This is a genomic window from Paenibacillus thermoaerophilus, from assembly GCF_005938195.1.
In the GTDB taxonomy this organism is placed as follows: domain Bacteria; phylum Bacillota; class Bacilli; order Paenibacillales; family Reconciliibacillaceae; genus Paenibacillus_W; species Paenibacillus_W thermoaerophilus.
The window spans coordinates 26,901-52,616 of sequence record NZ_VCQZ01000011.1 but is presented as its reverse complement, the minus strand read 5'-3'; the positions used below and the strand labels follow the sequence as shown (position 1 = coordinate 52,616).

Annotated in this window: 21 protein-coding genes and 2 pseudogenes; 18 read left to right on the top strand and 5 right to left on the bottom strand. The window is 59.0% G+C overall.

Annotated features, from left to right (window positions below; translation table 11 throughout):
- The first annotated feature begins 240 nt into the window (after positions 1-240).
- The 5 genes from FE781_RS09355 to FE781_RS17800 all read left to right on the top strand — a co-directional run bounded on the left by FE781_RS09355 (position 241) and on the right by FE781_RS17800 (position 4,642).
- Positions 241-429: a glutamate decarboxylase gene (locus tag FE781_RS09355; RefSeq protein WP_138789351.1), complete on the top strand. Its 189-nt coding sequence runs from the start codon at positions 241-243 to the stop codon at positions 427-429.
- Positions 430-455: 26 nt separating this feature from the next.
- Positions 456-1,373 carry an acetyl-CoA carboxylase, carboxyltransferase subunit beta gene (gene accD, locus FE781_RS09350; RefSeq protein WP_138789424.1) on the top strand — a complete coding sequence of 306 codons (918 nt, stop codon included), beginning with the start codon at positions 456-458 and terminating at the stop codon, positions 1,371-1,373.
- Positions 1,363-2,352: an acetyl-CoA carboxylase carboxyltransferase subunit alpha gene (locus tag FE781_RS09345; protein ID WP_138789350.1), complete on the top strand. Its 990-nt coding sequence runs from the start codon at positions 1,363-1,365 to the stop codon at positions 2,350-2,352. Before accD ends, FE781_RS09345 begins: the two co-directional genes overlap by 11 nt.
- Positions 2,345-4,099 (top strand): pyruvate kinase, encoded by a 1,755-nt coding sequence (gene pyk, locus FE781_RS09340; RefSeq protein ID WP_138789349.1) that lies wholly within the window; start codon positions 2,345-2,347, stop codon positions 4,097-4,099. The genes FE781_RS09345 and pyk overlap by 8 nt, the downstream gene beginning before the upstream one ends.
- A gap of 87 nt (positions 4,100-4,186) precedes the next feature.
- Positions 4,187-4,642 (top strand): acyl-CoA thioesterase, encoded by a 456-nt coding sequence (locus tag FE781_RS17800; RefSeq protein WP_138789348.1) that lies wholly within the window; start codon positions 4,187-4,189, stop codon positions 4,640-4,642.
- On the opposite strand, the gene FE781_RS18135 is transcribed toward FE781_RS17800, so the two are convergent.
- Both FE781_RS18135 and FE781_RS17795 read right to left on the bottom strand, forming a co-directional pair.
- Positions 4,639-4,977, bottom strand: a complete 339-nt coding sequence (locus FE781_RS18135) for an EAL domain-containing protein (protein ID WP_425464973.1) — start codon at positions 4,975-4,977, stop codon at positions 4,639-4,641. The two genes, FE781_RS17800 and FE781_RS18135, sit on opposite strands and share 4 nt — an antisense overlap.
- A gap of 61 nt (positions 4,978-5,038) precedes the next feature.
- Positions 5,039-5,794: pseudogene (locus FE781_RS17795) on the bottom strand (diguanylate cyclase domain-containing protein); the annotation flags it as partial.
- 674 nt (positions 5,795-6,468) lie between these two features.
- Between FE781_RS17795 and ppk1 the strand changes: the two are divergent.
- Positions 6,469-8,613: a polyphosphate kinase 1 gene (ppk1, locus tag FE781_RS09315; protein ID WP_138789345.1), complete on the top strand. Its 2,145-nt coding sequence runs from the start codon at positions 6,469-6,471 to the stop codon at positions 8,611-8,613.
- Positions 8,614-9,616: 1,003 nt separating this feature from the next.
- Here the strand turns inward: ppk1 and FE781_RS09310 are convergent.
- Positions 9,617-11,185 carry a Ppx/GppA phosphatase family protein gene (locus tag FE781_RS09310; protein WP_138789344.1) on the bottom strand — a complete coding sequence of 523 codons (1,569 nt, stop codon included), beginning with the start codon at positions 11,183-11,185 and terminating at the stop codon, positions 9,617-9,619.
- A 268-nt stretch (positions 11,186-11,453) separates the two neighbouring features.
- On the opposite strand from FE781_RS09310, the gene citZ reads away from it, so the two are divergent.
- The 7 genes from citZ (at position 11,454) to FE781_RS09275 (ending at position 17,483) form a co-directional block, all read left to right on the top strand.
- Entirely contained in the window at positions 11,454-12,566 is a 1,113-nt protein-coding gene (gene citZ / locus FE781_RS09305; RefSeq protein WP_138789343.1) for a citrate synthase, read from the top strand.
- Positions 12,567-12,621: 55 nt separating this feature from the next.
- Positions 12,622-13,920 (top strand): NADP-dependent isocitrate dehydrogenase, encoded by a 1,299-nt coding sequence (gene icd, locus FE781_RS09300; protein WP_138789342.1) that lies wholly within the window; start codon positions 12,622-12,624, stop codon positions 13,918-13,920.
- Positions 13,921-14,008: 88 nt separating this feature from the next.
- Positions 14,009-14,956, top strand: a complete 948-nt coding sequence (gene mdh / locus FE781_RS09295; protein WP_138789341.1) for a malate dehydrogenase — start codon at positions 14,009-14,011, stop codon at positions 14,954-14,956.
- Positions 14,957-15,090: 134 nt separating this feature from the next.
- Positions 15,091-15,585, top strand: coding sequence for an LURP-one-related family protein (locus FE781_RS09290; RefSeq protein WP_138789340.1), 495 nt, complete (start codon positions 15,091-15,093; stop codon positions 15,583-15,585).
- Positions 15,586-15,797: 212 nt separating this feature from the next.
- On the top strand, positions 15,798-16,241 hold the full coding sequence (locus tag FE781_RS09285; RefSeq protein WP_138789339.1) for a flavodoxin: 444 nt from the start codon (positions 15,798-15,800) through the stop codon (positions 16,239-16,241).
- Between the two features lie 43 nt (positions 16,242-16,284).
- Complete coding sequence (locus FE781_RS09280; protein WP_138789338.1) at positions 16,285-16,962, top strand: hypothetical protein; 678 nt, start codon at positions 16,285-16,287, stop codon at positions 16,960-16,962.
- A gap of 89 nt (positions 16,963-17,051) precedes the next feature.
- Positions 17,052-17,483 (top strand): hypothetical protein, encoded by a 432-nt coding sequence (locus FE781_RS09275; RefSeq protein ID WP_138789337.1) that lies wholly within the window; start codon positions 17,052-17,054, stop codon positions 17,481-17,483.
- Positions 17,484-17,959: 476 nt separating this feature from the next.
- Here FE781_RS09275 and yfbR read toward each other — a convergent pair whose 3' ends face one another.
- The gene (gene yfbR, locus FE781_RS09270; protein ID WP_138789336.1) at positions 17,960-18,559 is read right to left on the bottom strand and encodes a 5'-deoxynucleotidase; all 600 of its coding nucleotides are present in this window, start codon (positions 18,557-18,559) and stop codon (positions 17,960-17,962) included.
- Positions 18,560-18,561: 2 nt separating this feature from the next.
- The gene (locus FE781_RS09265; protein ID WP_138789335.1) at positions 18,562-19,767 is read right to left on the bottom strand and encodes a polysaccharide deacetylase family protein; all 1,206 of its coding nucleotides are present in this window, start codon (positions 19,765-19,767) and stop codon (positions 18,562-18,564) included.
- Positions 19,768-19,935: 168 nt separating this feature from the next.
- On the opposite strand from FE781_RS09265, the gene FE781_RS09260 reads away from it, so the two are divergent.
- From FE781_RS09260 to FE781_RS18080, 5 genes and pseudogenes are all read left to right on the top strand, one after another.
- Positions 19,936-21,480: a fumarate hydratase gene (locus FE781_RS09260; RefSeq protein ID WP_138789334.1), complete on the top strand. Its 1,545-nt coding sequence runs from the start codon at positions 19,936-19,938 to the stop codon at positions 21,478-21,480.
- Complete coding sequence (locus FE781_RS09255; RefSeq protein ID WP_138789333.1) at positions 21,481-22,458, top strand: bile acid:sodium symporter family protein; 978 nt, start codon at positions 21,481-21,483, stop codon at positions 22,456-22,458. It abuts the gene before it with no gap.
- Between the two features lie 182 nt (positions 22,459-22,640).
- On the top strand, positions 22,641-24,425 hold the full coding sequence (pnpS, locus tag FE781_RS09250) for a two-component system histidine kinase PnpS (RefSeq protein ID WP_138789423.1): 1,785 nt from the start codon (positions 22,641-22,643) through the stop codon (positions 24,423-24,425).
- A gap of 101 nt (positions 24,426-24,526) precedes the next feature.
- Entirely contained in the window at positions 24,527-25,249 is a 723-nt protein-coding gene (locus FE781_RS09245) for a response regulator transcription factor (protein WP_138789332.1), read from the top strand.
- 148 nt (positions 25,250-25,397) lie between these two features.
- Positions 25,398-25,697 (top strand): annotated as a pseudogene (locus FE781_RS18080) (group II intron reverse transcriptase/maturase); the annotation flags it as partial.
- Positions 25,698-25,716 lie beyond the last annotated feature (19 nt).

Genomic DNA, 25,716 nt, shown 5'->3' with positions numbered 1-25,716 from the left:
CGGCCTCGAATGCTGGCGGAAGAAAGGGAATGGCCGGTTCCGGCGGCATCGGCCTCCGTCCGAATGTCGATTTGTCGGACAAGCCGCGCCGTCTCCCGATGGCCCGAGTTCGCGCCATTCTTGCGGCCAAAAGCGGGAATATGCTATCATTTATCTATTGCGTATAGACGCTTGAACGGTTGGACAATCCAATATGTTGCGCCATGAAAGAGAGAACGTCCGGGAGGTTTCGGATCAGGCATGTGGACGGTTATATACATCGCACCTACGGCGAAAATCGCGGACAGAATCAAGCAAAGGCTTACGGAAGAAGGGTTTTTGGTGCAAGTGCGGGCCATTAACGTCACGAAGCAGCAATATGAGATTCTCGTTCCGGAAGGCGAACTGGACGAGGTACAGGAAGTGCTTAGCGAAATCCTGCATCGCTGAAAAATTCATCGTGCGAGGTGGCATCGTTGTCTATCAAGGATTTGTTTCAGAAGAAACGCAAGTATGCAACCGTACCGACGGAACGGCTCGCCGAGCGGGATGCGGAGAATGCGGACGAGCGGCCCCGCCGCCCGGAAGTGCCCGAAGGGCTCATGAACAAGTGTCCGCGCTGCGGCACGATTCTATATAGCAAGGAACTGGAGAAAAACCTGAAAGTTTGTTCGTCCTGCTCCCATCACTTCAAGCTTGGCGCCTGGGAACGGGTCGAGATGCTGATGGACGAAGGCCGCCTCTTCGAGTTCGACGAGCACTTGGAACCGGTGAACCCGTTGAATTTTCCGGGCTACGACGAGAAGCTGGCCAAGGCCCAGGCCAAAACGGGGTTGAAGGAAGGGGTCGTGACGGGAGAAGGCACTATCTGCGGGCAGCCGGTCGTGCTCGCGGTGATGAGCTTCGAGTTTTTTGCAGGCAGCATGGGTTCGGTCGTCGGGGAGAAAGTAACCCGGGCGGCGGAACGCGCGCTGGAGAAAAAAGTGCCGTTGATCATTTTCTCCACGTCGGGCGGAGCCCGCATGCAGGAATCGATCTTCAGCCTGATGCAGATGGCGAAGACAAGCGCGGCAATCGCACGGTTTCAGGAAGCCGGCGGGCTGTACATATCGGTCATTACCGATCCGACGTACGGCGGCGTGTCGGCAAGCTTCTCCATGCTCGGAGATTACATCTTCGCCGAGCCCGGAGCGGCGTTCGGCTTCGCGGGTCCGGTCGTCATCGAGCAGACGATCCGCCAGAAGCTGCCGGACAAGTTCCAGACGGCGGAATTTAACCTGCAGCACGGACAGTTGGACCGCGTGGTGCACCGAAAAGAGCTGAGAACGATTCTCGGTAAAATTCTGGAAATGCATGCGCCGGTTGCCGAAGGGGGAGTGGCACATGGCGGGTGAAATGCAATTCGAACGGCCGTTGGTCGAGCTTCGCGCCAAGATCGAGGAGCTCAAACGGTTCGGCGTCGAGAAGCAGATCGACTTCACGGAAGAGATTGCCCGGCTGGAAGAGCGTTACGCCAAGCTGGAGGAAGAACTGTACGGCAATCTGACCGCGTCGCAAAAAATGCAGTTGGTGCGCCATCCGCAGCGCCCGACCACGCTGGATTACATCCAATTGATTTTCACCGATTTTATCGAATTGCACGGCGACCGCCTGTTCGGAGACGACAAGGCGATCGTCGGGGGCATCGCGCGCCTGAACGGCCGGCCCGTAACCGTTGTCGGCCATCAGAAGGGCAAGGATACGAAGGACAACCTCGCCCGCAACTTCGGCATGCCTCACCCGGAAGGATTCCGGAAGGCGCTTCGCCTGATGAGGCAAGCGGACAAATTTCGCCGGCCGATCATCGCGTTTATCGACACGACCGGCGCATACCCGGGCAGCGCAGCGGAGGAGAGGGGCCAATCGGAAGCGATTGCCCGCAATCTGCTGGAGATGTCCGGCTTTGGCGTGCCGATCGTCTGCGTCGTGATCGGCGAAGGCGGAAGCGGCGGCGCGCTGGCATTGGGCGTCGGCAATCGCGTGCTGATGCTGGAGAATGCCATTTACTCCGTCATTTCGCCCAACGGTGCAGCCTCGATCCTGTGGAAAGACGCTTCCAAGGCCGACCAGGCCGCAGAGTTGATGAAAATAACGGCGAGCGACTTGTACGAATTCGGTATTATCGATGAGATTATACCCGAGCCCAAGGGCGGGGCCCAGCGTTCTTACGAACGGCAGGCCGAACTCGTCAAGGAAGCGCTGGTGCGTCATTTGCAGGAGCTGAGCTCCATGACGCCGGAGCAGCTTCGCGACGACCGTTACGGCAAGTTCCGCCGGATGGGCCGATATCAACTTCGTCAGATCAGCCAGGAGGAAGCAGAAACCCATGCGTAAAACCAAAATCGTCTGTACAATTGGACCGGCGAGCGAGTCCGTCGACATGCTCCGCAAGATGGTTCAGGCGGGCATGAACGTCATGCGCCTCAACTTTTCCCACGGGGACTACAACGAGCACGGAACCCGAATCCGCAATCTGCGCCAGGTTTGCGAGGAGTTGGGCGCCACCGTCGCCATCCTGCTCGACACCAAGGGGCCGGAGATTCGCACCGGCTCGTTCAAGACGGATACGGTCGATCTGGTTCAAGGCGGAACCGTTACGCTGACCACGGAGCAGATCGTCGGCGACGCCAGCCGTTTTTCCGTTACTTATCCGGATCTGCCGAAAGACCTGAACGTCGGTTCGACGGTGCTCATCGACGACGGCTTGATCGAGCTTCGCGTCGAAGCGATCGAAGGAACCGAGATCCATTGCCGTATTTTAAACGGCGGCACCATCAAACAAAAACGCGGCGTCAACGTCCCCGGCGTCAAGACGTCGTTCCCGATCCTGAGCGAGAAAGACCGGCAGGATATCATCTGGGGGATCGGCCAAAACGTCGATTTCATCGCGGCTTCCTTCGTCCGCCGGGCGAGCGACGTCCTGGAGATCCGCAGGCTGCTGGAGGAGCATAATGCGGCGCATATCCAGATTATCGCGAAGATCGAAAACCAGGAAGGCGTCGACAATCTGGACGAGATCCTGGAGGTTGCCGACGGCCTGATGGTCGCGCGCGGCGACATGGGCGTCGAGATTCCGGCCGAAGAAGTGCCGCTCGTGCAGAAGCGCATGATCAAAAAATGCAACAAAGCCGGCAAACCGGTTATCACGGCTACGCAAATGCTCGATTCGATGCAGCGCAATCCCCGCCCGACCCGCGCGGAAGCGAGCGACGTCGCCAACGCCATCTTCGACGGCACGGACGCGACGATGCTGTCCGGCGAGTCCGCTCAGGGCAAGTATCCGGTGGAATCGGTGCTGACGATGGCCCGGATCGCGGAGAGAGCGGAAATGGCGCTCGAGCACCGAGAGCTGTTCATCAAACAAAGCAACCTGCAGCCAAATTCCGTGACGGAAGTCATCAGCCAAGCGGTCGCCAACTCGGCTCTCGATCTGGACGCCGCCGCCATCCTGACGGCGACGGAGAGCGGATATACCGCGCGGATGGTATCCAAATACCGTCCGAAGGCGCCGATCATCGCCGTTACGCCTAACGACTCTGTCATGCGCAAGCTCAGCCTCGTCTGGGGCGTGCTGCCGGTCAAAGGGCAAATCGTCGAGAGCACGGACAACATGTTTGAGATGGCCGTGGAGGCCGGATTGTCCAAAGGCCTGCTCAAGCTGGGAGACACGGTGGTCATCACCGCGGGCATCCCGGTCGGACGCTCGGGCACGACGAATTTGATCAAGGTGCATCAGATCGGCGAGATGCTGGGGAAAGGCCAGGGCATCGGTTCGCAGACGGCGAGCGGACAAGTCGTGGTCGCCCGCAGCGCGGCGGAGGCGATCGCGAAAATGCGCGACGGCGCCATCCTCGTTACGATCTCGACCGACAAGGAATATATGCCTGCGATCGAACGCGCGTCGGCGCTTATCACGGAGACGGGCGGAATCACGTCCCATGCCGCGGTGGTCGGCCTGAACCTCGGCATTCCGGTAATCGTCGGCGTCGAACGCGCGACGGAGCTTCTTAAGGATGACGCCACCGTGGCGGTTTATCCGGAAGTCGGCGTCATTTACACCGGCGGCGCAAAAGTGCTCTAAGCTTGATAACGATTCGAGAGGAAACCCGCTGCGATCCGGAAGGACGCCGCGGGTTTTTATACTTGCAAGACGGGAGTGTGAACGCGTATGCACGTCAAGACTCGCCAGCATCGCCTGAGGGTGCGTTATCAGGAGACCGACCAGATGGGAGTCGTCTATCACGCCAACTATTTAAACTGGATGGAAATCGGGCGGACGGAATGGATTCGGGCGGAGGGCCTTCCCTACCGGCGATTGGAGGAACGGGGGCTGCTGCTGCCGGTTGTGGACCTGCAAGTGAGCTACAGGCACCCGGCGCGCTACGACGATATCGTTGAAGTGCACACGCGCGTTACGGGTTATTCGCGCGTGAAGCTCGAATTCGAATACGAGATTTGGCGGGTAGACGGAGCGGAGGAATCCGGGGAGGAACGGAGCGTCCTGCTGCTGACGGGTTTGACCCGCCACATCTGGATGAACGCTTCGTGGAAGCCCTGCCGAATCGACAAGGAAGCGCCGGAGCTGTACGCGATCCTCGTCGAATCGGGAGGGCGGGACATTTAGCCGGCCGGCTTCGTTCCGGCGGCCGCGTTGAACTTCGTTCGCGCGCTTAGCAGCCTCGTCACGTCCTCGGCCGGAAGCGGCCGGGAGTAATAGTAGCCTTGCGCCTCTTCGCATCCTTGTTCCAACAAATACGCCGCCTGCTCGCTCTTCTCGACCCCTTCGGCCACGACGTTCAGGCGAAGGTTCCGGGCCAGGGCGAGGATCGTGGTGACGATCGATTTGTTTTCGTGGTTGCGGCCGATGTCGGTCAGGAAGGAGCGATCGATCTTGAGCGAATCGAGCGGCAGTCTTGACAAATAGCTGAGCGACGAATACCCGGTGCCGAAGTCGTCGATCGATACGCGGATTCCGTGCGCTTTCAGCGTCTGCAGAACCGCACGACGGCCCCGAATCCTCGGCGACGGGAATAAAATGCGCGGGCGATACTTCCCCGAGCTCCTGGTTGCTCCAGCGCAGCAGCGCCTCGAAGCCGACGATGCTCACGTCCGATACGCGGACTTTCGGTTGATAGTGCAAATAAAGCTCGTTCCTCTCCAAGGCGCGCTTCAACTGCGTGATCAGCGTGAGACGCGTCATCGACGACGCGTTCATCTCGTCCCTATAGATTCGATACGTGTTACGGAGCTGCTTGGCGGCATGCATGGCCGTATCCGCGTTTTTCATCAGCGTCGGCGCGTCCCTGCCGTGCTTCGGATAAACGGCCGCGCCAAAGCTGGCGCTGATGTGAATCTCCAGCCCGTTCACCGAATAAGGCTCGTTGACCGCGTTCAGGATGCGCTCGGCAATCTCGCCGACATGCCGGTCGTTTCGCACGGGGTACGCGATGACGCCGATCTCGTCGCCGCTGATCCGGGCCGCGCACCATTCGGGCGGGCACAGGGAGAGGACGCGGTCCGCAACGATGTTCATGAGACGGTCGCCCACCTCGTGACCGTAGCTGTCGTTAACGGAAGTGAAGCGGTCCAGGTCCATGGACAGCACCGCCAATTGCATATCCTGTCTTCGCGCCTCTTGAATGGCCTTGTCGAGCTGCCAGCGGAAGACGCTTCGGTTGGACAGGCCCGTCTGGGCATCGACAAAAGCCAGCCTGCGAAGTCTCTTCGTCAGCGACCCCAGCAGAATGACTAGGCAGAACAATCCGACGGCGACCATAACCGTCGTGTAGCTCTGCCACGGATAGCCGCCCGCCGCTCCGTATCCGAGGATGATGGCGAATCCCGCCGCCGAGACCAGGGCGGAGATGCGCGAGCCGTAATGGCCCGCATACAGCGCGGCGACAACGAGCAGCATCCACACCGGCGCGGAGCCGTACTGCCAGGCAGGAACGACGAGAATCGCGGCGAACAACGCCAGATCGGCTGCGGCGGCAGGCAATAGAGGCGGATCGACGCCGGACGGCTGGCGGGTGCGATATTTGCAGCTCCATAGCAGGAACAACGTCCAGACCATCGAACAGGCGATCAGGATCATCAGCCAAACGGCCGAGGAAGACGGCAATTGGCTTGGATAAAACGCATAGGGGAGCAGCAGCGCGGGAATTGAGCCGTGTCCGGCTGCAAAAATCCAACGGGAGCTGTTCATAAGGTTTAACCGCTTTCTGCGAAGTTTATCGCGAATGTTGTATACGGCGAAAGTGTAAGCGTTTTACAAAAAAAGATACAATTTATGATACCTGATTTTTCATTAGTTGGCTACTGCTTCTTCCGCGGCGTTCGACTTTATTCGCGAGATGGCGTCGAAATTTGGCGGGTATGTTAATATTGGATTAACAATACGATGAAATAATAGGGGTAGCTTTGCGGAACCATAATGTGGGGGCTGAAATCATGGCGAATTTCCAAAAGGAAACGACACACCGTTACATTAACCGCGATCTCAGTTGGATCGAGTTCAACCGGCGGGTGCTCGAAGAGGCCCAGGACAGCTCCACTCCGCTTCTCGAGCGGGTGAAGTTCCTGTCGATCGTCTCGACGAATCTGGACGAATTCATGAGCGTCCGCGTGGCCGGATTGATGGACCAGATCCGTGCGGGTTATACGAGACGGGACTTTACCGGCTACGCTCCGCAGAGCCTGCTGCGCCGGATTATGAAGCGCGCCTCGCGCATGGTGTCCGACCAATATCGGACGTATCGGGATTTATTGCGGTGTTTGGCTCGGGAAGGGCTTGTTTTTACCGCTTATGACGATTTGAATCCGACGCAACAAAACGCGATGGATCAATATTACCATGACCTCGTGTTTCCGGTGCTGACGCCGATGGCCGTCGACCAAAGCCGTCCTTTTCCGCTGGTACATAGTCTGAACATGTATTTGGCGGTTGTGCTTCGGCCGCAATCGGACGGCGGCGAACGGGCGCCGGCTGGGGCGGAAGCCGTTCCGGAGGATGAAGATCTGCTGTTCGCGATCCTTCAGGTCCCGTCCAACCTGCCGCGTTTCTTGCCCGTCCCCGCGCGGGGCAACAGCAAAAAGCGCGAGTTCGTGCTGCTGGAGGATCTGATCAGCCATCATATCGGGACGCTGTTCAGCGGCTATGAGCCGCTTAGCGTGGAGCCGTTCCGGTTGACCCGCAACGCAGATCTCTCGTTAAACGAAGAGGGAGCGGAAGATTTGCTGGAGGAGATCGAGAAGGAACTGCGCCGCCGGAGATGGGGGGCGCCTGTCCGTCTGGAGATCGGCCGGGACGTGCATCCGTACGCGCTGCAGATGCTTCAGGAAGAATTCGAGCTGGACGAAGCCAACGTGTTCTCGATCGACGGGCCGCTTGATTTAAGTTATTTCATGAAATTCGCCGCGTCGGTTCAGGGATACGAGCACCTTCGATTCCCCCGTCTGGAGCCGGTTTATCCGAAGGAGCTCGATTTCGAGGACCGGGATATGTTCTCGATTTTGCGGGAGAAAGACGTGCTGGTGTATCACCCGTACGAATCGTTCGACGCGGTGAACGACCTGATCGTGGAAGCCGCATCCGATCCGCGCGTGCTGGCGATCAAAATGACGATGTATCGCGTGAGCGGCGACTCCTTGATTGTGCGCTCGCTTGCGCGGGCGGCGGAGGCGGGCAAGCAGGTGACGGTTGTCGTGGAGTTGAAGGCCCGCTTCGACGAGGAACGCAACATCGCATGGGCCCGACAGTTGGAGAAAGCGGGCTGCCACGTCGTCTACGGTCTGGTCGGGCTCAAGACGCACGCCAAAATCATCCTGGTCGTGCGGCAGGAGCAGGACGGTCTTCGGAGATACGTGCATGTCGGTACGGGGAATTACAACGACAATACGGCCAAGCTGTACACCGACGTCGGCTTGTTTACGGCCGATCCCGTCATCGGCGAGGATGCCTCGATGCTGTTCAACGAGGTGACCGGCTACGCCGAGCCGCAGAACCTGAAGCGGTTCTCTGTCGCGCCGACCAATCTCAAAAGCAGATTGTTCGCCCTGATCGACAGGGAGGCGGAGAATGCGCGTTCCGGCCGTCCCGCCCGGATCGTGGCGAAGATGAATTCGCTGTCCAACCAGGAGATGGTCGACAAGCTGTACGAAGCGTCGCAGGCGGGGGTTCGCATCGATTTGATCGTGCGCGGCGTATGCTGTCTGCGCCCCGGCGTTCCCGGGTTGAGCGAGAATATCACCGTCCGCAGCATCGTCGACCGGTTCCTGGAGCATTCGCGGCTGTTTTACTTCGCCAACGGCGGCCGCCCCGAGGTCTACTTGTCGAGCGCGGATTGGATGACCCGGAATTTGACGCGCCGGATCGAGCTGATGTGCCCGATCTCCGACCCGGAGCTGCGCACGATCGCCACGCAAATTTTGAACGTAAGCCTGCGCGACAACGTCAAGGCGCGGGAACTGAAGGCGAACGGCCAATATACGAGAGTGGAGATTGGCGACCAGGAGCCGTTCCGGAGCCAGTTCGCCGCTCAGGATATCTCGACGTGGAAGAAGCTGCCCGCGGAGGTTGTGCCGGCGGAGCGGTGATAAGGCGGCAGGGGCGAGGCAGCGAACCCCGCGAGAATCCGGCGTATGCAAGGGCTCGCCCCGAGGCATCCGTCGTTTGCAAGCGGAACTCCCCCGAGGAATTGTCGTGTGCAGGTGGAACATCAATCAAAATCGCCTGTGGAAGCCGGAATTTCGTGCAGCTTTCGCCCTTCCCAGGGAAAACCTCCGGGAACCGCCCATGCAGGGCGGCATCCGGAGGTTTTTGCCGTGCGGGCGCTTGTGCCGCATCGCTTCGCCGCCTGATGCGGAAAGGTGCCGATCGGGCACGACCACCGTTCAGGCGATGCGTATACCATATCCGAATCTCGCGGGCGGCTCCCTCCGACCTCGCGGCGACCACGCGTGCTGATCCGCGTTTTCAGGCCAATCGATTGGCGCCAATGTAGGCTCAACCCTGCGCCCCCTGTTCTAATCCTTTTTTCAAATGCAATTGTACACTCCAATTCTTCGAAAGCAGGGATTAACGTTCATTGGACTGCAAAAATACACTCCAAAAACTGAATTAGCAGGCAAAAACAACTTTTGTCGTACATGGAGTGTATATTTGCATTATAACTTCGCTGGGTCTCGTAAAATTCTGTAATGAAGTGTATTTTTGCACTTCACGTTCCCGTACCGCCTCTGCGCGGCAACTAAGCGGGACCCTCAATGGTTCGAACGCCGCCACCGCGCCGCCCACCGCACCACTCACCGCGCTGCCTACCGCACCATCCGCCTCACGCATCACGCACCGCACTTCGCGCTGCTCACGCGCCGCATACCACGCGGTCCACCGCGCCAACCACCGCACCGCCTATCGCGCCAACCACCGCACCCGCCCACCACGCGGTCCGCCGTCCGGCTCGGAAGCGGCGGCGCTCCGATCATGCCGTCCGCGATGGCCGGCCGAATCTGCCGCTGACGCAACAAAAAAAGCCGCGGCCACGCGATGTCGCGTTGTCCCGCAGCTTGAAAGCCCGCCTCGCCCCGGAGCGAGACGAATCTATTCCGCCGATCGCTTCCGTTTTTTGCCCGGCTTCTGCTGCTTGTCCCGGGTCTCGCGCAGAACAAGCTTGAAGCCCCATACTTTCTTGATCTCGGATCGCAAACTGCGCACCTCTCTCAGCTCGACTGACGTGTCGTGAGTGCTGTACAGATGCACTTGAAGCTGATCCGGCGTACGCGTCACCTCAATCTCCGAGACCGGCTGCGTACCGCTGCGGTCCAGCGCGACGGCCAGCCGGACAAGCGTGCCCAGCCGGGAGATCACGCCCAGGTCCTGATCCTGCAGGATGTCGCGGTGCGCTTGCTGAAGCTTCTTGGCCCGCCCTCTCGTCTTATAGGAAGCGATCAGCGCCGTCATCAGCACCTCGCGGTGCGACATGCCGTTCAGCCGGGAATGGGCGAGCATATAGAACGTATGCTTCGGATAGTCGTAGTAGCTGATGGCGATGCCGATCCGGTACAAGCGCGAAGCCGCATCCACGCACGAACGGAGCCGGGGGTCGCCCTCCTTGCCGAAGACGCCGTCGAACAGCTTGAGCGCCAGCTTGTTCACCTGGTCCGTATGCCGGACCGATACGGTCGGGTACAGCTTCAGCAGCGTATGGACGCTGCGCTGCAAGACATTATCGACAAGCGGGCGCTTCGGGTTGATCGTCTCGTAGAACAAACCGTCGCGCAGTCCGGCTCCGCTCACGACCAGCACCGTCGAGCCGAGGTGTTGCAGAATCGCATGAAGAATGGCAAATCCGGGAACAATCAAATCGGCGCGGTCGTCCGACACGCCGTCGAACTTTTTGCGCTTTTCGGCGCTCAGGGGCGCCAGCGTATCGATCCAGCCCCGGACTTGGGAAGGCTGAAGCTCGTACTGATGGGTGAGCGGCAAGCTGTAGCGGCGGCGGGCTTGGTCGATTTTGCACAGCGTGCGCACCGTACCGCCAAGGCCGATCAACGGCAGGCCGCGATTGGAAGCGCACCACGGATGCTTGCGAAGCGCCTCGTCCACCATCTTGCGGATTTCCTCCAGTTGTTCGGGCCGGACGGGTCCGTTCCCCGCCGCATACCGTTTCGCCGTGTTGACGCAGCCGAACGGAAACGAGACGCTGTGCAGCAGCTTACGGTTGCGGAACAGCGAGATTTCCGTGCTGCCCCCGCCGATATCGATAAGAAAGCCGTCCGCGATATCGGTCGTGTTGATCATGCCGAGAAAGCCGATCCGGGCTTCCTCCTCGCCGCTGAGAACCTCGATGTCGAGACCCGTCCATGCGCGCAGAGCCGCCACGATGTCGCGGCGGTTCGCCGCGTTCCGGATGGCGGCCGTGGCTACAGCCCGGATTCGCCCGATCCGGTTGGCGGCGCAGAGGCGCTTGAAGTGAAGGAGGACGTCCGCCAAGTAGCGGATATCCTCGATGCCCAGCGTGCCGTCCTCGCGAATCCGGTCGCTAAGCCGGGCAGATTCCTTGCTTTCATCGATGATCCGGTAGGCGTCCCCGTCCAGCAGTTCGTACAGCACAAGGCGTATCGAGTTTGATCCGATGTCGATAATGCCGATGCGTTCAGATTCGTTCATGGCCGCCTCCGATCGGGGTCGATTAGAATATATGGACATTGTAAATGAAACAAGCCGATGACCGCAACGTCCGGAGAAGCGGCCCGAATAGGAGCGGGAGACAGCGAGACGGAGCGACGGCTCGAAAGCGGACAATAAAAATGTTTTTCGCGCCGATAATGAAGTTTTATTTCGCTCAGAGTTTCTTTGCGGCCTTAAATGCTTTATCATTAATAGTATCTGTTGCAAGGCATGCAATCCCAGTTGGCCATTAAAGGAGAGAAAGACGATGACTGCTACTAAAGGTTTGGAAGGAATTGTTGCCGCCTCGTCCTCGATCAGCTCGATCATCGACGGCGTGTTGACCTATCGCGGGTACAACATCGACGACTTGGCCGAGAACGCAACGTTCGAGGAAGTGGCTTACCTGCTCTGGCACGGCAAATTGCCGACGCAGGCCGAACTGGATCAACTGATTGCGCAGCTTGGCGAATACGCGACCGTAGCGCCTGCCGTAATCGAACAAATCAAACTGTACCCGAAAGACACGAACTCGATGGCTGCGCTCCGTACGGCCGTGTCGAGCCTTGCTCTGTACGACGAAGAAGCGAACGACATGAGCGTCGAAGCGAACCTCCGCAAGGCCGTCAAACTGCAAGCCCAACTGCCCGCGGTCGTCGCCGCTTTCGCGCGCATCCGCCAAGGCTTGGAGCCGGTCGCTCCGAAAAAAGGCGTTGGCGTCGCGCACAACTTCCTGTATATGCTGACTGGCAAAGATCCCGATCCGGTAGCCGTTCGAGCGCTGGACAAGGCTCTCGTGCTCCATGCCGACCATGAGTTGAACGCTTCCACGTTCGCATCCCGCGTAACGGTCGCGACGCTGTCGGACATCTACTCCGGCGTAACCTCCGCGATCGGTGCTCTCAAAGGGCCGCTGCACGGCGGCGCCAACGAAGCGGTTATGGCGATGCTCGAGGAGATCGGCACGATGGACAACATCGAGCCTTACATCCAAAGGAAGCTGAACAACAAGGAAAAAATTATGGGCTTCGGCCACCGCGTCTACAAAAACGGCGATCCGCGCGCGAAGCATCTGCAAAAAATGTCCGCAGAGCTTGGAAAAATCACCGGCAATACGACCTGGTACGAGATGTCGGTCAAAATCGAAGAATTGGTAACGGGCCAAAAAGGTCTGAAGCCAAACGTCGATTTCTACTCGGCTTCCGTCTATACGTCGCTGGGAATTCCGCGCGACCTGTTCACGCCGATCTTCGCGATCAGCCGCGTATCGGGCTGGACGGCGCATATCCTGGAGCAGTATTCCGACAACCGTCTGATTCGTCCGCGCGCCGAATACGTCGGACCGACGAACCAGAAGTACGTTCCGATCGGCTCCAGATAATCAACAGGCTGCACCATACCTATTTATATCTCATGCAGGAGGAAGAGAATCCATCATGGCTCAATTCGAAACCTATTCGCTGCCGACCGAAGGCGAACGCATCACGATTGAAAACGGCAAACTGATCGTTCCGAACCATCCGATTATCCCGTTCATCGAAGGCGACGGCACGGGCCCGGACATCTGGCGCGCGTCCAAGCGTATTCTCGACGCGGCCGTGGAAAAAGCGTACAAAGGTGAGAAAAAACTCGCTTGGTACGAAGTGTACGCGGGTGAAAAAGCGTTCAACAAATTCAACAACTGGCTGCCGAACGACACCCTGACCGCGATCCGCGAGTACATCGTGGCGATCAAAGGTCCGCTTACGACCCCGGTAGGCGGCGGCATCCGCTCCCTGAACGTCGCGCTGCGCCAAGAGCTCGACCTGTACGTGTGCCTGCGTCCGGTTCGTTATTTCCAAGGCGTGCCGTCCCCGGTCAAACGTCCGGAACTGGTCGACATGGTTATTTTCCGCGAGAACACGGAGGACATCTACGCGGGCGTCGAGTGGCAGGAAGGCACTCCGGAAGTGAAGAAAGTGCTCGAGTTCCTGCAAAAAGAAATGGGCGTCAAAAAAATCCGCTTCCCGGAAACGTCCGGCATCGGCATCAAGCCGGTTTCCCGCGAAGGTTCGGAGCGCCTGGTTCGCGCCGCGATCGAATACGCGATCAAGCACGGCCGCAAGAGCGTAACGCTTGTGCATAAAGGCAACATCATGAAATTCACCGAAGGCGCGTTCAAAAACTGGGGCTACGAGCTGGCCGAGCGCGAATTCGGCGACAACGTGTTCACTTGGGCTCAATACGACCGCATCAAAGCCGAGCAAGGCACAGACGCGGCCAATGCGGCTCAAAAAGCGGCTGAAGCCGAAGGCAAAATCATCGTGAAAGACGCGATCGCCGACATCGCGCTGCAGCAAGTGCTGACGCGCCCGACGGACTTCGACGTCATCGCGACGCTGAACCTGAACGGCGACTACCTCTCCGACGCGCTGGCCGCTCAAGTCGGCGGCATCGGCATCGCGCCGGGAGCCAACATCAACTACGTCACCGGCCACGCGATCTTCGAAGCGACGCACGGCACGGCTCCGAAATACGCGAATCTCGACGTCGTCAACCCGGGCTCCGTCACGCTGTCCGGCGTCATGATGCTGGAGCATCTGGGCTGGCTGGAAGCGGCCGACCTGATCTACAAAGGCCTGGAGAAAACAATCGCCAACAAAACGGTCACTTACGACTTCGCGCGTCTGATGGAAGGCGCAACGGAAGTCAAATGCTCCGAGTTTGCCGACCTTGTCATCAAAAATATGGCTTAATTTCAACTGGAATTCAGCAGACCGTCCGCCTTGCGCGGACGGTTTTTTCCAAACCTTTGTTTACAGACCAATCCAGAGGAGGATTCTCATGGCAATCAGGCGAAAAAAAATTAGCGTAATCGGCGCGGGCTTCACCGGCTCGACCACCGCTCTTATGCTGGCCCAAAAAGAACTGGGGGACATCGTCCTGCTCGATATCCCGCAGCTTGAAAATCCGACGAAGGGCAAAGCGCTGGATATGCTGGAAGCATCGCCGGTGCAAGGCTTCGACGCCAACATCGTCGGCACGTCCGACTATGCGGATACGGCCGGCTCCGACGTCGTCATCATCACGGCCGGGATCGCTCGCAAGCCGGGCATGAGCCGCGACGACCTCGTCAACACGAACGCGGGCATCGTCAAAGCCGTCTGCGAGAACGTCAAGCGGACGTCCCCGGACGCCTACGTGATCATTCTCAGCAACCCGGTTGACGCGATGACGTATGTCGCGTACCGAACGCTGGGCTTCCCGAAAAACCGCGTCATCGGCCAATCCGGCGTACTCGACACGGCTCGCTACAACACGTTTATCGCCCAAGAGCTGAACGTATCGGTTGAAGACGTGCGCGGCGTCGTTCTCGGAGGCCACGGCGACGACATGGTTCCGCTCGTCCGCTACTCCAGCGCAGGCGGCATCCCGATCGAGAAGCTGATCCCCAAAGAGCGCATCGACGCGATCGTACAACGCACACGCACGGGCGGCGGCGAGATCGTCAACCTGCTCGGCAACGGCAGCGCCTATTACGCTCCGGCCGCGTCGCTGGTGCAAATGACCGAAGCGATCCTGAAAGACAAAAAGCGCATCATCCCGGTTATTGCCCTGCTCCAGGGCGAATACGGCTACGACAACCTTTTTATGGGCGTACTGGCCGTATTGGGCGGCGACGGCATCGAGAAAGTCATCGAGCTCGACCTGCTGCCGGAAGAAAAAGCGGCGCTGGACAAATCCGCTCAATCCGTGCGCAACGTCATCCAAATCGTTGCAGGCAGCGTCTAATCGGTTGCTGTCGAAGCGGCAAACGAAAAAACTCCGGTTTTGTCCCCGCAGACAAGCCGGAGTTTTTTGAATGTGAAACGAATTTGTCGTTCCATCGTATGTCAGATAGATGCTGATTTCGGGAGGCGGACGGAATGAAACTGTATTTCCGCGACAATTTTTTTAGCGCCGGCGTGACGGAGATTGTCGATGAGGTGCACAACCCCGCCGGAGAACTGAACTTGAAAAGCGCGTTTAATTCCGCGGTGGACGTCTACGATCCGGACGGCAAGCTGGCATGCAAGGGGGCCTTTCGGTTTTTCTCGTCCCGCTGGGAAGTGCGAGACGCCCGGGAGGAGACCCTTGGCGTGCTCCGGGCGCGCATGTCCTTTTTTAGGAAAAAATTCACCTACGATACGGAGGGGCGGGGCAGCTACGAGATCACTTCGCCTGCTTTTTCCCGCGAATATGAGGTTCGCGATTCGCACGGGCGCATCGTCGCGGAATTTCAGCGAGTCAACGGCTGGTTTGAATCAGGAGCGTATTGTCTGGACAACCGGTCGGATCGGTTGGGGGACTATGAGCTGGTCTGCGTCATTATGGGCATGAACAACCTGCACAAGTCGGCGATGACGGCGGCCGTGACTTGAATCGGACTGAAGCGCAACCGGTTTGCCGCGGAAAACAAAGCAGCCAGGGAGAAAACCCGGCGTATCTCTTCAAGGAGAGCGCCGGGTTTTTGCATGCGGCCATTTTATTCTCCGTTCTATATTGATAGTGATAATCATTATCATTTATTATGAATTTGCTTCGGTTTTCTTGAGAATGGTTCTCATCAAAATGCGTGACGGAGGGAAATTCCTTGGCAAAAGTGCTAGTGGTATATGCCAGCATGACGGGCAACACGGAGGAGATGGCGGAAGCGATCGTCGACGGACTGAAAGAGTCGGGGGCGGAGATTGTCCTGAAGTCGGTTCTGGACGCGAATGCTTCGGAAATGGCTCATTACGACGGCATCCTGTTGGGGGCCTATACATGGGGAGACGGCGAGCTGCCCGACGAATTTCTCGATTTCTACGAAGAGATGGATGAAGTCTCGCTGGAGGGGCGCAAAGCAGCTGCCTTCGGTTCGGCCGACTCCTCGTATCCGCTGTTCGGAGCGGCTGTCGACATCCTCACGGCCAAGCTGAAGCAGATCGGGGCGGAGATTGCGATGGAGGGGTTGAAGATCGAATTGTGCCCGTCCGAAGACGAGAAGGAGCATTGCCGGGCTTACGGGCGCAAGTTCGCCGAGAAACTCGCATGAAGATGTAAACCGGCTTCGGCGCGTGCAAGGGAGTGGAGGAGACATGGCCCAAGTGGTGCTGCTGGAGGATTACAAGCTGGAGGAATGGATTTCCCGGAGCGGTGAGACGAGGTGCGCGGCATGTGCGGGCAAGGCCGGGGAGTCGGCGAGCTGCGCGCGCAATCGGATTTTGCAGTATGCCGTCAATCAAGCCGTCAGCGACTTCTACGCGCTGCCGCCCAAGATGCGTTCTTACGCCAAAGCGGAACAATTGGCGAGATGCCGCTGGGATCTGCATATGGCCGGGCGGGAAGGAAGCGTTTCGTCCGGGCGGAACGCGGCCGGTTCGCCGCGAACCCGGGTAGCGGAGAATTTGGCGGCGTTTCTGACGGACGGGGAGCCGGAGGACGCCTATCCGATGGTGCTGTTCGAACAGCATCGGGCGTTTGTCGACGAGTTGAACGTAGAGATGACGATGATCGTTCACGCGTTGGACGTCACGGCCGCCGGCGGATACCGCATGCGGAAGTTCGCCGTCGACGAGCGTCCCGAGGTGATTCATGCGTACCGGCATCTGGCCACGGCGTTCTGCTTCTTTGCCTTCGGCAAAATTCCGGAAATCATCGAGGCGCTCGGCGTGTTGAGCGGCAGACGATACACATTTGTTCCGGACATGACGAGTCTGGACCCCGCCGTGGATTTTATCCGAATCCTGCGGGACAGTTGGCGGGCGGGAGTCTGATTCCATCATTTTGCCAAACATCGGGGATATCCTGTATACTGGAAGTGCAATGGATTGCACCGAGAACCAGATGATGGAGGATGTCTTCGATGGACAAAGCGACGGAATACGTCATGTTTGTACATGTTCTTTCCGCAGTACTGTTGGGATTTTACTTGTTTGTTCCCTGGCTGCTTCTTCGGCTCGGTAAGCAGTCGGCCGCCGTTCAGGAGGGAACCGTGCGGACGGTTTCGCTGCTCAACCGGATCGGACAATACGTGCTGGTTCTGGCCTTTTTGTCGGGGGGATATCTGGTTAGCAAGTACAATTCGTCCGGGGTTTGGATGATCTTGGCGATCGTGCTGATTCTCGTCATGTTTGCGCTCTCGGGCATCATGTCCAAGCCGCTCAAACGAATTGGCGAGGCCGTTGCGAACGGCCGCGCGGCATCGGAGGACCTGCGTCTGGCGCAGGTGCTTGGAACGGTGAATGCGCTTGTGTTTCTGTTGATCCTGATTATCATGAACTTCCCGACGATCTGACGTCGGTGCGGCGGACGTCGGTTCCGCCGCCGTTAGTTGAGGGACGGACCGTATCCCACGACAAGACGAGCCTGACTCACAAAAAGCCCGCTTCCGGACATGCCGGAAGCGGGCTTTTCAAGTTTCGGGGAGAAGCGTGACGGCTGGGTCGTCCGGAAATGCGCCCGGTGTCGGGCTGTCTGCCGCCCATGCTCGCCGAGGCCGTTTAAGCTATAAAATATCGTTAACGCTGCCGTGCAGCCGATTCTGCACTTGCTTAGCAATACAAAATATCGCTAACGCCGGCAAATCGGCGGAACGAACAGGGAAACGGGCCGCTTTACGATATTCTGTATCGTTAAGCTCGTTGCGGGCGGGCCGATTTGCGGCAAAAACGATAAAAAATATCGCTAAAAAGTCCCGCCCGCGCCCAGACGGCCTGATCGCCCGAATTGCCCGATCGACCGGGCGACCGGATGCCCAAAGGCCCGAGCGCTCTATTCCTCGTCCTCCAATTGCGCCATCTCGTCCAGCGTCATCGCAAAAGCGGGAGCTAGCTCGCGCAAAAAGTAGTCCAGCTCCGGCATCGCCATCTCTTTCATCGCCTGTTCGATTTGACGCTGGGCGGCGGCAAACTCCGGATTGCCCGCTGATTGCTCGATGACGCACTTGAGATACGCGTCGAGCGAATCCGCCGCCTTCAACACGCGCCTGGACTGCTCGTCGAGCCCGTCGCCGCTTACCAGCGGTTCGTACACCGGCTTGAGCGAAGGGGGAACCATATTCACGAGGCGCTCTCCGGCAAGCCGTTCGATCTCGCGGAAGTTCCGCAGAATCTCCCGGTTATGATGCTTGACCGGCGTCGGGATATCGCCGGTGATGACTTCCGTCGCATCGTGGAAGAGCGCCTGGACGACGATCCGCTCCGTTGGGTACGAACGGCCGAAATGCGTATTGCCGATCGTGCACAAGGCATGCGCGAGCAGCGCCACCTGGTAGGAATGCTCCGCGACGTTCTCTCGGTTCACGCTGCGCATGAGGCTCCAGCGCTTGATATAGCGCAAACGGTACATATAGGCGAAAAAAGGCGAGTTCACCGTCAAAGTCCTCCTTGCACCGCGAGGGTTGGTCCGGTCTGCGGCTCCGGACCTTCCTGCGGAGGCGTCTGGAGCACGGCGTAGCGACGGAGATTAACCATATATTCCACGCGTTTTCCCAGCATATGCTGGAGATCATTTTTCCGGATATACACATGCTTGCCGCGTTTTTCGATTTTGTCCGACATCTCCATTGCGGCTTGACCGTCCGCAAGTTCCACCTTCCGCGCATCCCCGTTCAGGCGGTAATGCCGCTTGTTCCAGACAAGCTCCACCGTGTTCGTCCGCGGGTCGTCATGCATTTCGAAGCCGACGTCGCGGGCGACGAGGTCCAGCGGCAGCAGGCGGTCCGGGTCGCCGATCTCGTAGACGCTCTTCAAGATCGCGTTATACAACCGGCGCGGACTGACGTAAGGCGAACCGGCGTTGATCCGGGGGATCTGCATCCGGTCGACCGAACGGTCCGCCATCTCCGGCACGACCGTATAGCCGTAGCGGTAGCCCGCATCCCGCAAGACGGGGATGGACCGTTCGTCAAATGCGCCGAACGGGTAGGCGATGGCGTCCACGGAAGCCGGAACGACGCTGTTGATCTCCCGGCGGCACCGCAGCGCATCCTGGGCGATCCGGTTCTCGTAATCGCGATCGGACTCTTCCGCTCCCGTCCGGACGTCGGTCAACCGGGTCGCAAGCAGCGGCCCTTTGGGGCCTTTGGCGTGAAGCGCGTGCGTGTGGCATTGGATCTCGTAGCCGCGGGTTTCGTCGGCCGTCTTCGCCAGACCGCTGCGGTCCAAAAAACGGAGATTGCCTTGCAACGGGTGATCCAGCGTCTCCGTTATGACGAAATTGACGGCGGGCACCCCCAGCTCCTTCATGATCGGCATCGCATGCGCGCCATAGCTGTCGTACCCGTCGTCGAACGTGACCAGAACGGCGTTGTTCGGCACGGTACCGCCGTCCAGAAATTCGCGGAACTGGCGGTGGGTAATGAAATGGAACCCGCGCTCCTTCAGAAAACTCAGTTGATCGCGCAGCAGGGCCGGCGATATGGTGACAGGTCCCCGCTGTTCGTCATCCACGAGATGATAGATCAGGACGGCTACCTGGTCATGATAGAGTTCGGCCTTTTTCGCGCGGGGCATGGCCGGCTGGAAAAGCAGCGCCAGAGCCGCTATTCCCGCTGTCGCTTGAAGCAACCATTTCGGCATCAACGATAGTTCCCCTTTGTACGCTCACGCTATCGACCTTCATTATAAATAGAACTTAGCCCCCCGACAACGGATTTTTTGCACCCTATGGCGGACGGATCGCATGAAAAATAGCGGATGGTTTGGTATGATGATAGACAAGACGCAACTCTGGAAGGAGACCCAAACATGAATCAGTTCCGGCAAAGCATGTACGACCTGATCGTAGAGACGTCGACGAATCTGCCCGCGGACGTGCGCAAAGCGATCAAAGCCGCCCAGGAGCAGGAGGACGCCGGCACGCGTTCCGCGTTGTCCCTGTCCACGATCGCCACGAATATCGAGATGGCTGAATGCAACGTTTCTCCGATCTGCCAGGATACCGGCATGCCTACTTTCATCATCCATACGCCGGTCGGCGCCAACCAGATTCAGATGAAAAAAGATATTCTCGAAGCCGTCAGCCTCGCCACGAAACACGGCAAGCTCCGCTCGAACTCGGTCGATTCGCTGACCGGGAAGAACAGCGGCGACAACCTCGGTCCCGGCACGCCGGTCATTCACTTCGAACAGTGGGAACGCGACGAGATCGACGTTCGCCTTATCCTGAAGGGCGGCGGCTGCGAGAACAAAAACATTCAATACAGCCTGCCGTGCGAGCTTGAAGGACTCGGCAAGGCCGGACGCGACCTCGACGGCATCCGCAAATGCATTCTGCACGCGGTCTACCAGGCGCAGGGCCAAGGCTGCAGCGCCGGGTTCATCGGCGTCGGCATCGGCGGAGACCGCACGACCGGCTACGAGCTGGCCAAAAAGCAGTTGTTCCGCGAAGTGGATGACGTCAACGAGATTCCGGAGCTGGCGCAGCTTGAAGAATACATCATGAAAGCGGCGAATCAACTGGGGATCGGCACGATGGGCTTCGGCGGCCAAGTGACGCTGCTCGGCTGCAAAATCGGCGTGATGAACCGATTGCCGGCAAGCTTCTTCGTCTCCGTGGCGTACAACTGCTGGGCCTTCCGCCGTCAAGGCGTCGTCATCGATCCGGCGACGGGAGCGATCACCAAGTGGATCTATAAGTCCGGCAGCGAAGAACCGATGAAACGACCGGCGCAAAAACCGGAGACGGCGGTTGCGCAAGGCGGCGAGCGCCGCGAGGTCGTGCTGACCGCGCCGATCACCGAAGAGCAGATCCGCTCTCTGCGCGTGGGCGACGTCGTGATCCTGAACGGACCGATGTTCACGGGACGTGACGCTCTGCACAAATATCTGATGGATCACGACTCGCCGGTCGATCTGAACGGTCATGTCATCTATCACTGCGGTCCTGTCATGCTCAAGGACGAAAACGGCGAATGGCACGTCAAAGCGGCCGGACCGACGACGAGCATCCGCGAAGAGCCGTACCAGGGCGATATCCTGAAGAAGTTCGGCATTCGCGCCGTCGTCGGCAAAGGCGGCATGGGCGCCAAGACGCTGAAGGCGCTCAGCGAGCACGGAGCCGTCTATTTGAACGCGATCGGCGGAGCGGCGCAATATTACGCCGAGTGCATCAAGAAGGTCAACGGAGTCGACTTCTTGGAATTCGGCATTCCGGAGGCGATGTGGCATCTGGAGGTCGAAGGCTTCGCCGCGATCGTAACGATGGATTCGCACGGCAACAGCCTGCACGCCGATGTGGAGCGCGATTCCCTCGGCAAGCTGGAGCAATTCAAGGAGCCTGTGTTTAAATAAATGGATACCAAACAACCCTGGGGCCTGCGGTTCAACGACGCGTTCGAGAAATATTTGTTTCTCATCACCCCGGCATCGTTGATGCTCGGGTTTCTTTTTTATCCGGTGTTCGACGGGTTTGTCTCCTGGGTGCCGTGGCTGTTCGCCTTCATTACGTTTACGATGGGCATGGGCGTCGGCCTGAAGCAATTCCGCGAGGTCGCCCGCATGCCCTTGTCCGGACTGCTGCTGTTCGCGCTGATCCACGTCCTCGCCCCGCTGGCCGCTTACTGGGGCGGGAACGCCCTGTTCGGGGAGGGGTCGCCGTTTGTCGTCGGACTCGTGCTGTTTACGGTTATTCCGCTGGGCGTCTCCTCCGTCATCTGGATCGGCATGTCGGGAGGCGGCGTCGCGTTCGCCCTGTCCATGATCGTGATCGATTCGGCGCTAAGCCCGGTCGTCGTGCCGTTCCTGATCGAATACTTCTTCGGCACGACGCTGGAGTTCGACAAGGTCGGCGTCATGATCGACATGCTGAAAATCATCGTCGTGCCGACGCTGCTGGGCGTGCTGGTTTACGAGCTGTCGCGGGGCCGGGCGAAGCCGGCCGCGGCGCCGTATATCCTGCCGGTCTCGAAATTGGCCTTTAGCGCGGTGATCGTCATTAACGCGGCGGCGATCGCCCCGTACGCCTTCGACTTGAAATCCCATCTGCTGAAGCTCGTTCCCGCGTGTGTCGGTCTTGTCCTGTTCTGCTACGCGACCGGCGCGCTGTTCGCCCGGCTGCGGTCGCGCGACCGCGGCTACGTGATGACCTTCTCGTATTTGAGCGGGATGCGGAATATATCGCTGGGCATCGTGCTCGCACTCTCTTACTTCGAGCCGCTGGCGGCGGTGCCGGTCGTGCTGTCGATTCTCATCCAGCAGCCGGCGGCAACCGTCGCGCAGGTCGTGTTCCGAAGGCTGGGCTGGACGCGCAAGGAATCGTCGACGGTCTGAAAACGGGCCGATTTGGAAAAACTTGCATTACCGTTTCGTTTACAAAACCTTAACTATTCAAGCCCGTCCGTTAGCGGGTAAGATGTACGGGGGAGGGGCGACCTCCGTCCGGCCCCGGCCACAGAACGACGAAGATATGGGAGCGAGAATTCGTGTTCAAAAAATTCCGTATACGGCTCACGATGCTGTTCCTGCTCTTGATCGGCTGTTCGGTGCTCGCCGCCGGCATTTTTACCGCCAAAATTTTGGAGAATGCCCATCTCAAAGAGCTGCGGCAAAATATGGAGCGCGAGATCGCGATCATCCAATCGCTGGCGGATTGGCAGACGGAACTGCATAAGCCGGACCCCCGCCGTTATTTCTCCGATTTGGCCGAATATCTGGAACGAACGGCCCAGGCCCGCGTCACCTTCGTCGCGACGGACGGACGCGTGCTGGGCGATTCGGAATACGACGCGCAGCAGATGGACAATCATCTGAATCGGGAAGAAATCGTGATGGCGCGGGAGCGGGGAAGCGGTTATTCGATCCGGTTCAGCGAGACGGTTAATACGAAGATGCTGTACGTCGCCCAACCGCTCAAGCGGGAAGGCTCGAACGAGATCGAAGGTTACGTGCGGCTCTCGATGAGCCTCGCCCATGTGGACGAGACGGTCCGCGAGCTTTGGCTCGGCCTGATCGGCGGGCTGGTGCTGCTGTTTGCGGCCGCCGCGCTGGTCAGCTACCGCGTGTCGCTGGGGCTGACCCGTCCGCTGGAGAAAATTACGGACGTCGCCAACCAGATCAAGCAGATGAACTACAAATCCCGCGTGCACATCGGCAACAAGGACGAGATCGGCCAGCTCGGCCACGCGATCAATACGATGGCGGAGAGCCTCCAGGCGCAGATGCAGCGGATCCAGGAGGAAGAGAGCCGCCTGAAAAGCCTGCTGGAGAACATGATCAGCGGGCTGCTCATGATCGATCGGGAGGGCAAGGTCGAGCTGATGAACCGTTCGGCGGAGGAGATGCTTGGCGTCTCGGCGAAGGAACTGCTGGGCAAGCCGTTCCGCGAATACGGCCAGCACCGCGAGCTTGTGGAGATGTCCGACCGGGGCTGGGATCTCGGCGAGCCCGTTCGCGAGGAGCTGCACCTGTTCTATCCGCAGGAGCGGATCGTCGAGGCGCATATCGTCCCGATTCCCGGCAACGACGGGACCGGAGCCGGCGCGGGTCTGTTGATCGTGCTGCACGATATTACCGCGATCCGCAAGCTGGAGAAAATGCGGAGCGAATTCGTCGCGAACGTGTCGCACGAGCTCAAGACGCCGCTGGCGGCCGTCAAAGGGTTCGCCGAGACGCTGCTGGCGGGAGCGATGGACGACCGGGAGACGGCGAGGTCGTTCCTGCAGATCATATACGACGAGAGCGAACGGCTGAACCGGCTGATCGGCGATATCCTCGATCTGTCCAAGATCGAATCGAAGCGGGTGCAGATGCGGTTTTCCCCGGTGCATCTGGACAGCTTCGTTGAGAAGATGCTCGATATGATGCGGTCGGCGGCCGAGGAGAAGAAGATCGCGCTCGTCAGCAATACGGGGCACGATCTGTACGTCGAAGCGGACGAAGATCGGCTGCAGCAAATTTTGCTCAATCTGATCTCGAACGGGATAAACTATACGCAAGAGGGCGGCCGCGTGACGGTATCCGTCGAGCCGGCGGGCGAAGCCGAAGCGGACGGGGAATACGAACGGATACGGATTACCGTCGAGGACACGGGCATCGGCATCCCGAAGAAGGACCTGCCGCGGATATTCGAGCGGTTCTACCGCGTGGACAAGGCCCGTTCCCGCAGTTCCGGCGGAACTGGCCTCGGCCTGTCGATCGTCAAGCATCTGGTTGACCTGCACCACGGCACGATCCGTGTCGAGAGCGAGCTTGGCGTAGGCTCGAAGTTTATTATAGAGCTCCCCGTCGTGCATGCTTGAACGGGTTCTTTTCCGAAAAGGAACCTGAAACTTTACACAGCCTTAACAAAAACGTGTTAAGCTGTAAACAACAGATTCAGGGGGACGGGGAGGACGCTCTCGTGGCACAAAATATATTGGTCATCGAAGACGAGCATACGCTTGCGAGGCTGTTGTCATACAATCTGTCGCAGGAAGGCTATGTGACGAAGGTTGTCGATCACGGCGCGGAGGGGCTCCAGGAAGCGCTGGCGCATCCGTACGACCTGATCATTCTGGATATCATGCTGCCCGGCATGAACGGATTCGAGGTGTTGTCCAAGCTCCGGCAAAAAGGCTGCCGCACGCCGGTCATTATCCTCACGGCGCGCAACGCCGAGGAGGAGATCGTCCAAGGGCTCAAGTACGGCGCGGACGATTACATCACGAAGCCGTTCGGCGTGGCGGAGCTGCTCGCGCGGGTATCGGCGGTGCTGCGCAGGGCGGCGCCTTCCGAGCATTCGCCCGAGTCGGAGGCGAACGACGACAAGGTGATCGCGATCGGCGATTTGCGGATCTACCCCGAAAAGTATGAAGTGGTTCTGAACGGCCAGCCGATCCCGCTGCGCCCCAAGGAATTCGAAGTGCTGCTGTATCTCGTGCAGCGTCCGGGCGTCGTGGTCACGCGCGACGATCTGATGAACATCGTCTGGGGCTTCGATTATGTCGGGGGCCAGCGCACGGTGGACGTCCACGTCAGCTCGCTGCGCAAAAAGCTGGAGATGAGCCAGCAGACCGTGCAGATCGATTCGATCCGCGGCGTCGGGTACAAGCTCGTCGTGCAGGGCGCAGGGAAAAAAAGATAAGAAAACCTCTTCCGGACGGATGGTTCCGGAAGAGGTTTTTTGCGTACGCCCAGCATGGGCGTCACCTTTAGGGTGAAAGTCCCGAACGGGGGCTGGCGAGCGCCTGCCGTTAGCCAAGGGCAGAGGTGTCCGCCGCGAGGCGGAATCTTGCGAAAACTTGGACAAGTGGATTTGCCGAAGACTGCGTATGTGCCTTTGGAAACCGTGGAAACGGGTACGAACCCGAACCCGAACCCGCGAACTTCGGGCGCTAGGGGTACCTGATTGGGCAGCTTTCATGATGGCCAATTCCCGACGGGGCGCATGGGAAATGTCCCGGAACATAAACAACGCCCTCCCGACTTCCTACTGGGAAGCGAAAGGGCTGAAAAGTCTGCTTTCTCGTGATCTGGAGCTTTATCAACCTTTTGGAACCGCCGTATGCGGGCCCGCATGTACGGTGGTGTGAGAGGACGGGGGGGAGCCGC

Bases quoted from the DNA above. Each gene is read 5' to 3' on its own strand.
- FE781_RS09355 (WP_138789351.1), top strand. From the start codon at position 241: ATGTGGACGGTTATATACATCGCACCTACGGCGAAAATCGCGGACAGA.
- FE781_RS09345 (WP_138789350.1), top strand. From the start codon at position 1,363: ATGGCGGGTGAAATGCAATTCGAACGGCCGTTGGTCGAGCTTCGCGCC.
- pyk (WP_138789349.1), top strand. From the start codon at position 2,345: ATGCGTAAAACCAAAATCGTCTGTACAATTGGACCGGCGAGCGAGTCC.
- FE781_RS17800 (WP_138789348.1), top strand. From the start codon at position 4,187: ATGCACGTCAAGACTCGCCAGCATCGCCTGAGGGTGCGTTATCAGGAG.
- ppk1 (WP_138789345.1), top strand. From the start codon at position 6,469: ATGGCGAATTTCCAAAAGGAAACGACACACCGTTACATTAACCGCGAT.
- FE781_RS09310 (WP_138789344.1), bottom strand. From the start codon at position 11,185: ATGAACGAATCTGAACGCATCGGCATTATCGACATCGGATCAAACTCG.
- citZ (WP_138789343.1), top strand. From the start codon at position 11,454: ATGACTGCTACTAAAGGTTTGGAAGGAATTGTTGCCGCCTCGTCCTCG.
- icd (WP_138789342.1), top strand. From the start codon at position 12,622: ATGGCTCAATTCGAAACCTATTCGCTGCCGACCGAAGGCGAACGCATC.
- mdh (WP_138789341.1), top strand. From the start codon at position 14,009: ATGGCAATCAGGCGAAAAAAAATTAGCGTAATCGGCGCGGGCTTCACC.
- FE781_RS09290 (WP_138789340.1), top strand. From the start codon at position 15,091: ATGAAACTGTATTTCCGCGACAATTTTTTTAGCGCCGGCGTGACGGAG.
- FE781_RS09280 (WP_138789338.1), top strand. From the start codon at position 16,285: ATGGCCCAAGTGGTGCTGCTGGAGGATTACAAGCTGGAGGAATGGATT.
- FE781_RS09275 (WP_138789337.1), top strand. From the start codon at position 17,052: ATGGACAAAGCGACGGAATACGTCATGTTTGTACATGTTCTTTCCGCA.
- FE781_RS09265 (WP_138789335.1), bottom strand. From the start codon at position 19,767: ATGCCGAAATGGTTGCTTCAAGCGACAGCGGGAATAGCGGCTCTGGCG.
- FE781_RS09260 (WP_138789334.1), top strand. From the start codon at position 19,936: ATGAATCAGTTCCGGCAAAGCATGTACGACCTGATCGTAGAGACGTCG.
- FE781_RS09255 (WP_138789333.1), top strand. From the start codon at position 21,481: ATGGATACCAAACAACCCTGGGGCCTGCGGTTCAACGACGCGTTCGAG.
- pnpS (WP_138789423.1), top strand. From the start codon at position 22,641: ATGCTGTTCCTGCTCTTGATCGGCTGTTCGGTGCTCGCCGCCGGCATT.